Annotated in this window: 14 protein-coding genes; 3 read left to right on the top strand and 11 right to left on the bottom strand. The window is 71.8% G+C overall.

What is annotated here, in order from left to right:
- Nucleotides 1–246: 246 nt before the first annotated feature.
- Nucleotides 247–1305 (bottom strand): thioredoxin fold domain-containing protein, encoded by a 1059-nt coding sequence (locus tag IFSED24_RS19155; RefSeq protein WP_491333097.1) that lies wholly within the window; start codon nucleotides 1303–1305, stop codon nucleotides 247–249.
- A complete protein-coding gene (locus tag IFSED24_RS19150; RefSeq protein ID WP_491333096.1) occupies nucleotides 1302–2096 on the bottom strand; it encodes a hypothetical protein in 795 nt (264 codons plus the stop codon). Before IFSED24_RS19150 ends, IFSED24_RS19155 begins: the two co-directional genes overlap by 4 nt.
- A gap of 131 nt (nucleotides 2097–2227) precedes the next feature.
- Between IFSED24_RS19150 and IFSED24_RS19145 the strand changes: the two genes are divergently transcribed.
- From IFSED24_RS19145 to IFSED24_RS19135, 3 genes are read left to right on the top strand one after another with little or no spacing between them, the layout of a single operon-like run.
- Nucleotides 2228–3748 (top strand): glycosyltransferase family 39 protein, encoded by a 1521-nt coding sequence (locus tag IFSED24_RS19145; protein ID WP_491333095.1) that lies wholly within the window; start codon nucleotides 2228–2230, stop codon nucleotides 3746–3748.
- Nucleotides 3745–5115: an MATE family efflux transporter gene (locus IFSED24_RS19140; RefSeq protein ID WP_491333094.1), complete on the top strand. Its 1371-nt coding sequence runs from the start codon at nucleotides 3745–3747 to the stop codon at nucleotides 5113–5115. The genes IFSED24_RS19145 and IFSED24_RS19140 overlap by 4 nt, the downstream gene beginning before the upstream one ends.
- Nucleotides 5116–5175: 60 nt before the next feature.
- Nucleotides 5176–6063, top strand: coding sequence for a Ca2+-dependent phosphoinositide-specific phospholipase C (locus tag IFSED24_RS19135; protein WP_491333093.1), 888 nt, complete (start codon nucleotides 5176–5178; stop codon nucleotides 6061–6063).
- A gap of 8 nt (nucleotides 6064–6071) precedes the next feature.
- Here the strand turns inward: IFSED24_RS19135 and IFSED24_RS19130 are convergent, their stop codons facing one another.
- From IFSED24_RS19130 to IFSED24_RS19090, 9 genes are all read right to left on the bottom strand, one after another.
- On the bottom strand, nucleotides 6072–6563 hold the full coding sequence (locus IFSED24_RS19130; RefSeq protein ID WP_491333092.1) for a type III secretion system chaperone family protein: 492 nt from the start codon (nucleotides 6561–6563) through the stop codon (nucleotides 6072–6074).
- Nucleotides 6560–7171 carry an inorganic pyrophosphatase gene (locus IFSED24_RS19125; RefSeq protein WP_491333091.1) on the bottom strand — a complete coding sequence of 204 codons (612 nt, stop codon included), beginning with the start codon at nucleotides 7169–7171 and terminating at the stop codon, nucleotides 6560–6562. Before IFSED24_RS19125 ends, IFSED24_RS19130 begins: the two co-directional genes overlap by 4 nt.
- 78 nt (nucleotides 7172–7249) lie before the next feature.
- Nucleotides 7250–8632 (bottom strand): proton-conducting transporter transmembrane domain-containing protein, encoded by a 1383-nt coding sequence (locus IFSED24_RS19120; protein WP_491333090.1) that lies wholly within the window; start codon nucleotides 8630–8632, stop codon nucleotides 7250–7252.
- A 33-nt stretch (nucleotides 8633–8665) separates the two neighbouring features.
- The gene (locus tag IFSED24_RS19115; protein WP_491333089.1) at nucleotides 8666–10168 is read right to left on the bottom strand and encodes a complex I subunit 4 family protein; all 1503 of its coding nucleotides are present in this window, start codon (nucleotides 10166–10168) and stop codon (nucleotides 8666–8668) included.
- Between the two features lie 33 nt (nucleotides 10169–10201).
- Complete coding sequence (locus IFSED24_RS19110; RefSeq protein WP_491333088.1) at nucleotides 10202–11458, bottom strand: proton-conducting transporter transmembrane domain-containing protein; 1257 nt, start codon at nucleotides 11456–11458, stop codon at nucleotides 10202–10204.
- Nucleotides 11455–11724 (bottom strand): hypothetical protein, encoded by a 270-nt coding sequence (locus IFSED24_RS19105; RefSeq protein ID WP_491333087.1) that lies wholly within the window; start codon nucleotides 11722–11724, stop codon nucleotides 11455–11457. The genes IFSED24_RS19110 and IFSED24_RS19105 overlap by 4 nt, the downstream gene beginning before the upstream one ends.
- Nucleotides 11721–12188 (bottom strand): hypothetical protein, encoded by a 468-nt coding sequence (locus IFSED24_RS19100; RefSeq protein WP_491333086.1) that lies wholly within the window; start codon nucleotides 12186–12188, stop codon nucleotides 11721–11723. Before IFSED24_RS19100 ends, IFSED24_RS19105 begins: the two co-directional genes overlap by 4 nt.
- A 25-nt stretch (nucleotides 12189–12213) precedes the next feature.
- A complete protein-coding gene (locus tag IFSED24_RS19095; RefSeq protein ID WP_491333085.1) occupies nucleotides 12214–13098 on the bottom strand; it encodes a hypothetical protein in 885 nt (294 codons plus the stop codon).
- Nucleotides 13050–13436 (bottom strand): hypothetical protein, encoded by a 387-nt coding sequence (locus IFSED24_RS19090; RefSeq protein ID WP_491333084.1) that lies wholly within the window; start codon nucleotides 13434–13436, stop codon nucleotides 13050–13052. The genes IFSED24_RS19095 and IFSED24_RS19090 overlap by 49 nt, the downstream gene beginning before the upstream one ends.
- Nucleotides 13437–13531 lie beyond the last annotated feature (95 nt).

Below are 13531 nucleotides of genomic sequence, written 5' to 3'. Positions count from 1 at the left end.
AGAGAGCCCGGATTCCGAGCAAAAACAATGTTTTTATGAAAGGAATCAGACAGGGAGGAATCCTGTCGTGACAAGGGTGCCACCGTGATGCGAAAAAGGCGTTGATCGACACGATCGGTTTGGGTATATTGACGGCAGCTACGGGTGATCATTAAAGAAGCACGGCCTGTCGGTTTCTCCCTCCAATCCCCCACCGGCAAGCCGTCCCGGCCGAGACTCTGTCTCGGCCGGTCTTTTTTCATGTGCTCAATCTCCCCTGATGGCGGCGGCCAGGATGACCTCGCGCTCCCGCTGGAACCGCATGTCGTCCGGCGCCGCCGCCATGGCCCGCTTGATCCAGACCATGGCCTCGGGATACTCCTGGCGCCGGCGCAACACATCGGCCAGAGCGGCCAGGGATTCGGGATCCTGCCGTTCGGTGAGCTCGACGGCCCGGCGGGCGGCTGTCTCGGCATCGTCCAGACGCCAGCCGGCCGCCGCGGCCGCCCGGGCGAAGGCGGCCAGGGGCTCGGCGCGGATCGGCTCGATCCTGGCGGCCTCCTGCATGGCGGCCGCCGCGCCCTGCAGATCTCCCGACTCGCGTCGGCACCGGGCCAGGAGCTGCCAGCTGACTCGTGGATAGGCATGGTCGGGCCGTTGCACGAGCAAGCGCTCGAGCACCAGTGCACCGGCCTGCGGGTCGCCCTGACGCAGTTGCAACTCGGCCAGGGCGCGACCGCCGTCGGCGGCCAGGGTGTCGGGCAGGAGCGCCGGGTTGCGGATACCGGCGGTGAGCAGCTCGTCGGCGCGCAGGAGGTCGAGGTGTTCGTAGTAGCGCAGGCCCAGCGCGACCTGCAGCGACGCGTCGCCGGGGTGCGCGATCAATTCGGTCCGCAGCGCCTGGAGGGTGCCTTCGCCGGCACGAAACCGTGCGAGGTCGCGCAGGAGGATCCGGCGCGTGCGGTAACCCCGGATGCGCTCGATCTCCACGCCGTCGGGAGCGAGCATGACGAAGGTCGGAACGGTGCCCACGCGGAGGCTGTCGGCTAGCAAGCGCCCTTCGGGATGGTCCAGGTCGAGGCGGACGAGTTCATAATTCGCCAGCTCGGCCTGGCCCAGGTCGTTCGCGAAGACCTCGCGTTCGAGCAGGCGGCAGGGACCGCACCACGGTGCCGTGAAGTAGAGCAGCACCGGGTCGGCCGAGCCCGTGGCCAGGACCTCGTCCAGACGCGGGTTGTCTCGCCAGCGGAGTTCGCTGGCCGCGGGGGTGGCCACGGCCAGGAGCAGCAGGAGGGCCAGGAGGCCGCGCGCGCGTGGGGTGTTCATGGTCCGGGCAGGCGGCCCACGAGCTCGCCGAGGGCGGTTTCCAGCAGCTGGACCAGATCGGGAAGCTTGAGCGCCCCGCCCTCGCGCTCGATGAAGCGGACCTCGCCGGCGGCCGCCAGGCGTTCCTGCAGATCGGCTGCCCCGGTGGTGGGAGCCTCGTACTCGTAGCGCATGCGGCCGCGCGAGCGGGCCTCGGCGCGCCAGACCGAAACTCCACGGGCGAGGTCGAAGATCTCCAGGGAGACGGTCACCGCGCGCTCGGTGGTGACCGTGGTCTCCCAGACGGTCTCGTGCTCGGCCCGGCCCTCGATGCGAGCCTCGGGATCCTGCGGGTCGGTCTTCAGGCTGGTGGACTTGATCTCGTCCTCGAGCAGGCGGGCCAGCGCGAGGTAGCGGCTGCCCTCGAGATCGGCGGCCAGGGGCTCCAGCTGGTCGGCGCGCAGGCGGCCGAAGCGGCCATACTGGTCCTGCAGGACGAGGAGGTCCTCCCCGGCGGCGAGGTCGGCCACGGTGGGCACCGACCACGTCTGCAGGTCGGGTCGGCCACCGAGGAAGGCGCGATAGAGGGCCTCGTCGGCGTCGGCGGCGTCGGCTGGCGCCAGGACGGCATCCACCGGCGGCGCCACCGTGACGCCGGCCAGAGCCACGGTCCCGGTGGCGGCGAACTCCGCTGCGAATTGGGGGTCGAGGTCCTTGTCCGCCATTTTCACCCTGGTGGCGCAACCACCGAGGATCAGGGCCAGCAAGGGCAGGGTCACCAACCGGATCCAGCTCCATCGAGTACCTGTCATGTCCGCTCCCGATCCGGGCGGCGGTTGCCAAAGCCCGGAGCTTGCAGGAATATTGAATGCTGACTTCGGACCAAGGCTAACATAGGTCCTGGCGCTGCCGCTGTCACCGACCACTGTCCAACGGAGAGTCCATGCCCCGCCGCCGCCTGTTCCTGCTGCTGTTCCTGGGCGTGGCCCTGCACCTGGCGGTGGCGGGCTGGTTCGCCTGGCAACGGCCCATCGACGGCGACGAGGGCTACTACGGCCTCGCGGCGCGGCTCGTTGCCACGGGCCAGGCACCGTACGCCGACTTCTTCTATCCCCAGGCTCCGTTGCTGCCCTACCTGTACGCTCCCGCCGCCAAGCTCGCGGGCGCCCCCCAGCTGCCCGGCCTGCGCCTGATGTCCGTGGTGCTGAGCGGACTCGCCCTGGCGCTGGCCGCCGGCTGGCTCGGCCGGGTCCACGCGGGACGGCCCACGGCCGCGCTGGTGGCGATCCTGCTCCTGGCCCTGTCGCCGGAGCTGCTCACCTGGAACACCACGGTCAAGACCTTCGCCGCCGCCAACCTCGGCGTCCTGGCCGGCCTGCTGGCGCTGGACCGGGCCGGCACAGGCAGCCGTCGCCATCGCTGGCTCCTGGTTGGCGGCCTCGTCCTGGGCCTGACCACGGCCACGCGCCTGCTCTACGCGCCGGTGGCACTGGTCCCGGCAGCGTGGCTGGCCTGGCGGCGCCGCGACCTGGCCGGCGGGGCCAGCTGGCTGGGCGGGCTGGCGGTGGGTCTGATCCCGATCTGGATCGCTCTTCTGGCGGATCCGGCGACGTTCTGGTTCAACAACGTGGGCTACCACCAGCTGCGCTTCAGCCCGCTCGAGCAAGCGCCGCTCTTGGTGCGGGTCCAGGCCGCCGGCGAGGTGCTGGCCACGTCGCTGCTGGCCAATCCCGGGCTGCTGGTCGCCCTGATGCTGGCGCTCTGGGGCGCCGCGACCTGGCGCCAGGCCGGACCCGAACGGCGCTCCCCGCTCGAGCCGGTCTCGCTGGCCGCCGCGGGCACGCTCCTGGTGACCGGTCTGCTGCCCGATCCGGTCCACATGCAGTACTTCACCGGCGGCCTAACCGTGCTCCTGCTGCCCGCCCTGGCCGGCGGACTGGCGCGCCTGCCGGCTCCCCATGGCGGGCGCTGGCGTCTGGCCGTTGCCCTGGCCGCCCCGCTGCTCTGCTGGTTGGGCCTGGGCGTGATCCGCCACGACCTGTCCAGCCAGCCCGAATGGCGGTTGGATCACTACCACCGGGTGAGCCATCGGCTCGCCGAACTCACCGGTCCGGATCAGCTCGTCTTCTGCTACTGGTCGGGCTACGCCGCGGGCGCCGGTCGCCAGCCATACCCCGGCACCGAGAACCACTTCGCCGTGGGCGTGAGCGAGCGTCTCCCGTTCGAGGACCGCCGGCGCTTCAAGGTGATCGGGCGGCATGAGATGGCCACGGCGTTCCGCTACGAGGTGCCGGCCACGGCGGTCATCGGCGCCTGGATGTACGATGTCGACACGGCCCTCGACGACGACCAGATGCTCGACCTGCTGGCCGAGTTCAACCAGCATTACCGTCTCGTCGCCGAATTCGAAGGGGTCGGCATCTGCCAGCGTCTCCGCGACCTCCCCGACGCAGGAATGCCATGACCGGGCGCCAGGACGCCGTGCTGACCCACGGCCGCATCGGTCGCGCCATCTGGACCATGACCCTGGGCATGCTGGTGGGCCAGGTGGCCATGACCATCTTCAACCTCACCGACACGCTCTTCGTGGCGCGGCTGGGCACCGTGCCCCTGGCCGCCATCAGCTACACGTTCCCCGTGGTCCTGATCACCAACGGCGTGATGTTCGGCCTCGGCGTGGGCGTGAGCGCGGTGGTGGCCCGAGCCATCGGTCAGGGCGACCGCGACCAGGTATGCCGCCTGACCACCCACGCGCTCTACCTGACGGTGACCGTGGGCCTGGTCATCGCCGGTTTCAGCCTGGCGCTGTACCGGCCGCTCTTCGCCGCGCTGGGCGCCTCGGGCGAGACCCTCGAGCTGACGCTCTCGTACATGCGGATCTGGTACCTGGGCTTCCCCATCGGCGGCATTCCCATGGTGATGAACAACGCCATCCGCGCCACCGGCGACGCCCGCACACCCGGAGTGATCATGGCCACGGTGGCCATGGTGAACCTGGCCCTCGACCCGGTCTTCATCTTCGGCCTCGGCCCCGTCCCCGCGCTGGGCCTGGAAGGTGCCGCACTGGCCACCGTGATCGGCCGGGTGATCAGCACGGCCTGGGCCCTGCACTACATCCACCGCAACCTGCACCTGCTCTACTGGCGTTGGCCACGGTTCGCCCTGCTCCGCGATTCGTGGCGCCGATTCCTGGCCGTGGGCCTGCCCGCCACCGGCACCATGATCGTGCTGCCGCTGTCAGGGGCGCTCTTGACGCGGATCCTCGCCGGCTTCGGCGACCCTGCGGTGGCGGCCTGGGGCTCGGGCGGCCGCATCGACATGTTCGCCTTCATGATCCTCATGGCCATGGGCTCGGTGCTGTTGCCCTTCGTGAGCCAGAACGAGGGCGCCGGCCGGCACGACCGCTCGCGCCGCGGCGTGAACTGGGCGCTGCGCTTCGGCCTGATCTACGCCGCCCTGATCGGCGCCACGGTGGTGGTCGCCGCCCCCCACCTCGCCCGCATCTTCTCCGAGGATCCCGCGGTGCTGCGCCCCCTCACCAGCTACCTGCGCATCATCGGCGCCTGCTACCCCGGGGTGGCCGTGGCCATCATGTGCTACAACGGCCTGATGGGGTTGAACCGGCCCCTGGTCGCCATGTGGCTCACCGTGTTGCGGAACCTGGGCATCTACGTGCCCCTGGCATGGTTCGGCAGCCTCTGGCTCGGCGTCCCCGGAGTGATCTGGGGCGTGTTCGCCGGAGCCTGGCTCTCCGCGCTCATGGCCTGGCTGATCTACCGCCATTTCGAGCATCGCGCCCGGCCCAGTGCCGGAAAGCCTTCGCCAGCATAACGGATCTTTACTATCTTGCTTTGCAGCCGGCAGGGGGCCGCCAGCGAAACGGGGATCACCATGCCCGGATGCGACCATCTGCCCTACAACGAGGTCTGCTTCAAGGCCACCCACAACTCCTACGACCGCGACGGCCTCGACCTCGGCACCCAGTTGGCCCACGACGCCGCCACCCCGCATCGCTGTGGCTGCCGCGGCCTCGAGCTGGACCTCTACCAGGACGGCGAGATCACCGAATTCTGGGTGAGCCACGAGTCGCCGCTCTTCTCCTCGCACTGGACTCCGCTGCGCCATTTCCTAGGGCAGCTCACGACGTGGTCGGACCGGCAGGATCGCGGCCACGAGCCCGTGACCGTGACGGTGGACCTGAAGAAGATGCGCGGCGAGGACGACCGCTGGGTCGACCTCTTCGACGGCTACCTGCGCGACCACTTCCCCACCGACCGCCTGTTCAGCCCCGGCGCCTTCCTCGCCGACGACACCAGCCTGGTCCGGGCGGTGCACCAGCAGGGCTGGCCCACCATCGGCGACCTGCGCGGCAAGTTCCTCTTCGTGCTCTCGGGCACCGAGAAGCGCAAGCAGGTCTACGCCCGCGACCCGGCCCGCAGGCTCTGCTTCGCCGACCGCCTGCTGAAGCCCTTCGACCCCGAGCCCGCCACCACGCAGGGCAACCGCATCTTCTTGAACTTTGCCATGAGCGATCTCGACGAGGTCGAGGACCTCTCCCTCGACCCCGAGTTCGACGCGCAGAAGTACAACCGCGTGTTCGCACGGATCGTCAACGAGACCAGGTACGTCACCAGGGGCTTCGGGCTGAACAACCGGGAGCGATGGCGGCGCAGCGGCCTGCTGGGCGTGAACATCCGGGCGACCAACGAGGCAGCCGGCGCAGCCTGGGCCAGGGTGGCCGCCACGCCCCTCGCCCCCCGATCGTTCGCGGGGATCTGAGCAGCCTTCTACTCGTCGTAAGGCTCGGTGGGTGGACCGGTACCCGGCCAGACCTCGGCCACGAACACCGGCGCCATGGCCAGCACCAGTTCGACCCAGGCCGTCACCGCCGCCGGCCCGACGCCGGCGCCGAGGAGCAGGTCGCTGGCCAGCGTTGGTCCGCCGTCGTCGTCGAGATAGGCCCGACCATACCGCCGGGAGGCGTTCCAGCGGGCCACCGCCGCGGTCGAGCCGCGTCGCGACCCACCGGTGTAGGGGAAGATCGCCTGGAGCGAGGTGCCGCCGTCCTCCTGGAAGACCAGTACCTGGCGCACGCCGTCCTTGACGAGCACCGTGTGGCCATCGAACGGCACGGCGTTCAGGCCGGCGCTCGCCAGGATGGAGGCCAGCGTACCCGAGTCCAGCGCCAGCACCGGATCGGTGACCGGCGGCGGTGTCTGGTCGGCACAGCCCAGGAAGCCCAGCCACGCCACGAGGACCGGCACGGCCAGCCGCTTCATCCGCCGAACTCCTCGTCGTAGTCCTCGGCGGCGGCGCGGATCACCTTGAAGGCCTCCTCATGGCCATAGGTGTCCTCGACGAGGAGCGCGGACGGCTCGCCGGGCACCATCTTGTAGGTGGCGAAATAGTGCCGCAGCCGCTCGACCAGCGCCGGCGGCAGCTCGGTGATGTCGTTGACCTCGCCCCATACGTTATCGTTCTCGAGCACCGCCACGATCTTGTCGTCGGCCTCGTCCTGGTCGATGCAGCGCAGGCCGCCCACCACACGCGCGCGCAGCACCACCTCGGACTTGTCGATGGGTCGCTCGCTGATCACGCAGATGTCGAGCGGGTCGCCGTCGCCGCGGGTGGCGGCCGGGGTCAGCGCACCCACCCGCGGACCGCAGAAGGTCCGCGGGATGAAGCCGTAGAGCGCCGGCGGCTGGCTGCTGGTGCGCTGGGGACGATCCACCACCAGGTAGCCGGTCTTCTTGTCCACCTCGTACTTCACGCGGTCGTAGGGGGTGATCTCGATGTAGGCGGTCACGGTGCGGGGCGGGTCGTCGCCCACTTCGAGTCCGTGCCAGGGATGGGGTCGCCAGCGGTAGAAGGACTGGGGGAAGGCCATGATCACTCCTTGCAGGTCGGTCGTGGTGCACGTCGCGCACGACAGGATAGGGCAAAACTGGCGCCTGGCCGCGACGAATCAACCCGCCGGAGCCAGAAGGTCGATCATCCCCAGGCCCCAGGCCACCGTCAGGGCCAGGAGCGCCGCCGACACCAGGAGGGCGACCGCCGCGGGCGGGTGATCCCGATCACCATCGCTGTCGGTCTCGGCCGACGGCTGGCGCCAGATCCGGACCAGCGGCAGCAGGTAGACCACCAGGCCGAGGATCGTGCCAAGCGCCACCACCGTCCCCAGCAGGTAGCGGTCGTCGGCCAGCAGGGCGGTGAAGAGGCCGAGGCGGGGTCGCCAGCCCGCCAGCGGCGGTACGGCGGCCAGCGAGAGCAGCAGGCCGGTGAGCAGGAGCGCCGCCAGGTCGCCACGGCGGCCGCGGCGGCCACCGGAGACCAGCTCCCCGGCCAGCAGGACGGCACCGATCTGGGCGACGGCGAAGGCCAGCAACTGGCCCATGGCGGCCTCGGCCCCGCTGGGCCGGGTCAGGAATCCGAAGCCGAGCAGGGCCAGGCCCACCTGGCCGGCCGCGGCCCAGGCCAGGCGGCGTACCAGCTCGCGCTGCACGGCGGCGGCGGCGAAACCGCCGAGGACGAGCAAGGCGGCGGCGGCGGTGAGAGTCGCGCCGAGCGGGGCGAAGGCGGGCAGCTCGCCCCGGGCCAGCAGAAGACGGGGCAGCAGGACCACCAGCCCCAGCGGCGGCGCCGCGGTTAGCCAGGCCGTGAGCGCGGGCGGCACGGTCGCCGCGAGCTCGTCGCGAGCGAAGCGCCCGGGCTCGAGGAGCAAGGCCAGCGCCAGGCCGCTCAGCAGGAGGGACAGGACCGCGGGCACCGCCAGCGGCGGCAACGAGGGGCGGGCGACCAGGCCGGCCAGCGCACGGTCGAACTCCAGCGATCCGGTCAGGCCGCTCCAGAAGGTCAGGCCCACGAAGACGAGGGCGAAGCCCAGCGACGCCGTGAGGTGCCAGCGGCGGACGACCGGCAAACCGGGCCCTGGGGCGGCCGCGTGCGCCGCCAGGCTGCCACCCAGCACGGTGGTGGCCACCGCGAGCAGGAGGGCGCCCGCCGTGGCCGCTTCGGCGATCAGGATCACCCCCAGGGCGGACAGGACCAGGAAGGGCGACGCTGTCCGGACGGGCACCGGCATCGCCAGGAGGGTCAGCAGGGCCGCGGCACAGAGAGCGAGGCGCACCAGCTGCGCCGCCTCGTCGACGACCAGGTGAGCCCCCAGTGGGAGAACGGCCTCGGCCCCCAGAGTGGTGGCGGTCAGGCCTGTGGCCAGTGCCAGGCCAGCCAGCGCGATCAGGTGGCCCGGCAGACGCGGGACCAGCCGGGCCAGCAGGCCGCACAGTACCGTGGCCACGAGGGCGAGCTCGGGACGCCAGATCGCCAGGTCGAGAATCGGAACGGACAAGTCACCTCTCCTGAAGGTTCGGCCAGGGCGATCCTAGCCGCCGCCGACCACGCGGACCAGCGATTCCAGCGCCGCGCTGGTGCGGTCGGCCAGCAGCCTGGGATAGATGCCCAGCGCCAGCAGCAGCAGGGCCAGTGGCAGCAGCACGCCCAGTTCGCGGCCACGCACGGCCGGCACGTCGCCCAGATCGGGCGAAGGGTCGCCGAGGCAGATGCGCAGGATGACCCGGCTGGTCCAGGCGGCCGCCAGCAGCAAGCCGGCCGCCGCCGCCACCGCCGCCGCGGGGTGGTCGGCCAGGGCGCCCGCCAGGACCAGCGCCGCGCCGGGATAGATGGCCAGGCCAGGCAGGCCCCAAGCGGCCAGGAGCGCCAGACTCAGGAGCATGCCGAGCATGGGTGCGCGGACGTAGAGTCCGCCCCAGCGTTCGATGTCCAGATGACCCTTGCGGTCGCGCAGACCGCCGGCGGCCGAGAAGAGCATGGCGTACACCAGCCCGTGGGTCACCAGGAGCTGGCCGGAGCCCTGCAGCCCGGCCAGGGTGAAGGAGCCCAGACCGACCAGCGCCAGTCCGAGCAGGCTGAAGCTGCCGTAACCGAGGATCACCGCGAGGTCGCGACGGCCGAGAGCGGCCAGGCCGCCGTGCACCGCGGCGATGGCACCCAGGGTCATCAGCACCGGTCGGGCCCAGGCCGCGGCGTCGGGCAGCACGGGCCAGGCGATCCGCAGGAGCCCATAGAAGCCCAGCTTGGCCACCACGGCCGCCGCCAACAGCGGCACCGCCATGGGAGCCGACCGGTGCAGGCGCGGTTGCCAGACGTGGAGCGGGAACACCGGGATCAGCACCCCGCAGCCCAGGGCCAGGCCGCCGAAGATCCAGTGGCGGACACCGGTGTTGCTGAGCCAGAGATCGTGGTTGGCCTGGTCCATCTGCAGGAGGAGGTTGAAGGTCGGCCCGCCGCTGACGGGGTCCACCGTGTGCTGGCGCAGCGCCAGGATCGCCAGCAGCAGCGCCAGGGCCCCGGTCTGCCCGAGGATCAGGAACTGGCGGCCGGCGCGGCGCCCCTCCCGGCCTCCCCAGAGCGAGACCAGGAAGAACATGGCCGCCAGAACCATCTCCCAGAAGACCCAGAGCAGGCCGGTATCCAGGGCGCACAGCACACCGAGCAGGCCGCACTCCAGGACGAGGGTGAGGGCGAAGAAGCCCTTCACACGCTCCTCCACGCTCCAGGCGGTGAGCAGCGCCAGGAAGCAGACCAGGGTGGTGAGGGCGAGCAGGGGCAGCGACAGGCCATCGAGGCCCACGAAGTACTCGAGGCCGTACACCGGCACCCAGGTGTAATGCTCGATGAACTGGAACGCGGTCTCGGCGGTGTCGAACCGTAGCAGGAGCACCAGCGCCTGGGCCACCGGCAGCGCCGCCGTGCACAGCGCCACGGTCTTGATGGCCTCGCGCCGCTCGGGGGGCAGCCAGAAGATGGCCAGGGCGCCGCCCAGGGGCAGGAAGATGATCCAGGAGAGGCTGTGTGCAGCCGCCACGTCAGGGCTCCTTGTCGTCGGCCAGGCTGTCGGTCATGCGCGAACCAGCAGCGCCAGTAGCAGGATGGCCACCATGGCCAGGGTCACCAGATGCGCCGGCTCGCCGCCGGCGGCGCGAGCACAGCCACGACCCACGCGCGCGGTCACGGCGCCGGCGCCGTGGCCCAGGGCGTCGAGGCCCCGGCGGTCGAGCCACGCCACGAGCCAGCCCGCGCCCAGGCTCAGCCAGCCCAGACCCTCGACCACACCGTCGAGCACCACGCGGTCGATGGCGGCGGCGAGGCGGGCCAGGGTCGCGGTGGTGCGTTCGAGCAGCTGGATGACGGGTCCCGGTTCGCGGCCGAGACGGGTCGACCAGCCCAGCAGCGGGGATCCGGATCCGGGGGTGCTCGGGCCGATCACCGGCCCCCGTTCCCGATCGAGCTGCGGGACCCAGCGCCCCAGCAGGCCCATGGCCAGCAGCCCCGAGCCACCCAGCAACGCCAGCAGCGGCGAGGCTGGCGGTCGACCCACCAGGCTCGAGAGTCCGGGCCCGAGCACCAGCACGCCGCCGAGCGAGAGCAGGGTGCGCCGCCACGCCAGCGGCCAGCGCGGGGTGGCTGCCACCAGGTGGACCAGGCCGGCGCCGGTGGCCAGCAGCCAGGGGTCGGCAGCCGCGAGATGTCCGTGGCTGGCCGCAGCCAGCAGGGCCGCCCAGCGACTGGAGACGAGGAAGGCGGCTCGTCGGGCGCCATGGCGCTCTCCGATCGCGGCCAGGATGAGCAGGAGCGCCCCACCGGCGCCGCACCAGAGCGCGGCGGTCCGGTGCCAGGGCAGCAGCCAGTCGCCCAGACGCTGCCACAACAGGATGGCGGTGATCGGGTGCAGGCCCGCCTGCAGGAACACGCGCACCACGGCCGGCGCCGCCGTCACCCACGGCGTCCACCAGGGCAGGGGCGCCAGTCCCAGCCGGGCCAGCACCGCCAGGAGCACGCCGAGGCCGGCCCAGGGCAGCGCCTCGCGGCCGAGGTCGAGGATGACGAGGCGCAACGGCAGCAGTTCGAGGTCCGCCGTGCCGGCCGAAAGCACCAGCAGCAGGCCGCCCAGGCCCAGGGCCCAGGCGCCGAAGATCTCCACCAGGAACGCGTGGCGGGCGGCGTTGGCCGCCCGGCGTCCCCTGCCCGCCGCGGCGAGGCCCGCCTGCAGGACCGCGCCCAGGGTCCAGCAACCGAGCAGTAGCCGGAAGCTGTCGGCCAGGACGAGCCCGGCGGCAGCCATGCCGGCCAGCAGCAGGCCGATGACGAGGATCACGGCCCCTCCTCCCGCTGCTTCAGGGCGACGGCCACGAGCACCAGCAGCAGACCCAGGACCAGCCCCACGAGCAGGGTCGACAGACCCGCCATGGGGAGCACCGCGTGGCGCACCAGCGCCGCCAGCGATATGGTTGCGGCTCCGAGCGTCAGCACGACGGCGGTCAGGGCGCCGCGGGCATCGCGACGCAGCACCGCGGCCAGCAGTCCCCAGACCAGGAACGCGGCACCCAGTGCCAACCAGGCGGGCAAGGCGAGCAGGTTCATGGCCGTTCCTCCGGTCGCGCCGCGGCGGTCAGCGCCACCGTCAGCAGCAGGGCGGCACCCAGCCAGAGCACCAGATCGGACGTCTGGAGCAGGCCACCCACCTCGGCCGTCTGGGCCCGGAACGGACCCGCGGGCAGGCCGACCCAGTCCACGCGCAGGATCACCTGGTAGAAGAGCGCGAACAGCGCCACGGCCAGGGTGCCGGCCAGGGCGTAGCGGCCAGCGCGGTGTGACGAGGGCGGCTCATCGTCGGAACCATCGCGCAGGATCAGCGCGGCGGCTCCGGCCGTGATCAGCCAGGAAGCAGCCACGAGGTCCGCGCCGAGCAGCACGAGCAGACCGCCCAGTGCGAGCGTGGCCAGGGCCAGGCCAGCGGCACGGCGCCCGGGCACGGCCGACAGCGCGGCCAGGCCGGCGCCGAGCATGGCCCCCGTGACCAGCAGCGTCCAGATCAGGACCGCCATGTTCTGCTCCCTTGCGTGGTGCGGCTCACCAGGCCGCCCCCGAGAAACCGAGCCAGGCGGCGGCTCCGACGGCGCCGACAAGGGCGGCCAGCGGCAGACGCCAGGCCAGATTCTCCGGATCGACCAGCGCCGGGCGGCGGCGTAGGCCCGCCTGGGTCGCCAGGACGACCAGGGTCTTGAGCGCGGTGTTCAGCCAGGGCGCTCCGTCGAGGAAGGTGGCGAACGCCCACCAGCCGCCGAGGTAGACCACCACGAAAAGATGCGCCAAGGCCAGCGGCAGTCCGGCGGCCACCGCCAGCGTCAGCAGGCCCTGGGGCCCGGCCGGGTGCCGGGGCACGGGCGGCCACAGCGCCGCCGCCGTCAGCAGGTGGATCGCGCCGCAGACCAGCAGCAGCGGGTCACGCACCACGAACCAGTTGCCCGCACCGCCCTGCTGGGCGACGGCGATGTCGCTGAGGTTCAGGGTGGCCGTGCGCAGGATCACCGGGACCATGCTCAGCGTCAGCGCCACCAGCGCGCCCGCAACGCGGCCTGGCACCACCTCGGTTCCCAGCACCAGGGCCGACAGCGCCAGCGCCGCCAGCCAGAGTAGGCCGCCATCGAGATCGGCTCCGACCCAGCGGTCACTGACAGGCAGGATGGCCAGGGCGGCCAGGAGTGCGAGCCAGGCAGCCGAGGTGACGACCGTGGGCTGACCGTCGCGACGGCACGCTGCGCCGAGGCTGGACCATGGTGCAGCGGGCATGTCCGCCAGCCGATCCGGCCACCATTTCCGGGCCAGGCTCAACAGCCAGGGCCAGGCCAGGAGCAGGGCCCCGGCCCAGCAGGCGGCCAGGACGGCCACCAGTGGCGCGCCCCCGGTCAACGGTCCGTCCTTGCGCGCGAGGTCCGCCAGGCCAGCAGCAGCCACGCCGCGCCGGGCACGAGGCACACCGCGAGCCAGGTCCAGAGCAGCCGTCCGCCGAGGGCGGGATGCGGCCAGAGCTGGCGAACGACCACGGCCGTGGGCACGACCAGGACCAGCAGCAGGGCGGCGCCCAGGAACGGGACACCGCCACGGTCGTGGTCGACCTGGATGCGGGCGGGCTGTGGGCCGGCCGGTTCGGCTGCTCCCTGCCGCCGGCGCCAGAGCACGAGACCGCCCACCAGGACGGCCAGCAGCAGCAACCCGGTGCCCAGGGCCAGGCCCAGTGCCAGCAGCTGGACGGCAGCGCCGGGGGCGATGACGGGGGCGGGATCCTGGGGCATGCTTCCTCGCTACCGGTGGGGGCCGGGTCGGATGGCGTCTTCCTACCATTACAGCGACTCGACCCGGGTTCGGCAAGGTTCTTCTGCGACCAGGC

Source organism: Candidatus Latescibacter sp. IFSED24, assembly GCF_058273205.1.
Note: the sequence above shows the minus strand (reverse complement) of the source record. Positions and strands in the feature narration are given on the sequence as shown.